The sequence below is a fragment of the Candidatus Pseudomonas auctus genome, from assembly GCF_048654275.1.
GTDB classification, from domain to species: domain Bacteria; phylum Pseudomonadota; class Gammaproteobacteria; order Pseudomonadales; family Pseudomonadaceae; genus Aquipseudomonas; species Aquipseudomonas pharyngis.
Window position 1 is genome coordinate 1 of sequence record NZ_JBJYZK010000032.1, and the last position, 481, is coordinate 481.

Genomic DNA, 481 nt, shown 5'->3' on the forward strand with positions numbered 1-481 from the left:
GGATCACCTCCTTAATCGACGACATCAGCTGCTCCATAAGTTCCCACACGAATTGCTTGATTCATTGAAGAAGACGAAAGAAGCAGCCCGAAATTGGGTCTGTAGCTCAGTTGGTTAGAGCGCACCCCTGATAAGGGTGAGGTCGGCAGTTCGAATCTGCCCAGACCCACCAATTTTGTGTGGGAAACGCCTGTAGAAATACGGGGCCATAGCTCAGCTGGGAGAGCGCCTGCCTTGCACGCAGGAGGTCAGCGGTTCGATCCCGCTTGGCTCCACCACTACTGCTTCTGAAGTAAGAGCTTAGAAATGAGCATTCCATCGTACTGATGGTGAATGTTGATTTCTGGTCTTTGACTAGTTCGTTCTTTAAAAATTTGGGTATGTGATAGAAAGATAGACTGATGGCCACTTTCACTGGTGGTGATCAGGCTAAGGTAAAATTTGTGAGTTCTCTTAGTTGAGAAATTCGAATTTTCGGCGA

2 tRNA genes are annotated in these 481 nt (G+C 47.6%); both read left to right on the plus strand.

What is annotated here, in order from left to right:
- Positions 1-95 precede the first annotated feature (95 nt).
- Positions 96-172: transfer RNA gene (locus tag ACKUG4_RS28200), tRNA-Ile, on the plus strand.
- A gap of 30 nt (positions 173-202) precedes the next feature.
- Positions 203-278: transfer RNA gene (locus tag ACKUG4_RS28205), tRNA-Ala, on the plus strand.
- Positions 279-481: the final 203 nt, after the last annotated feature.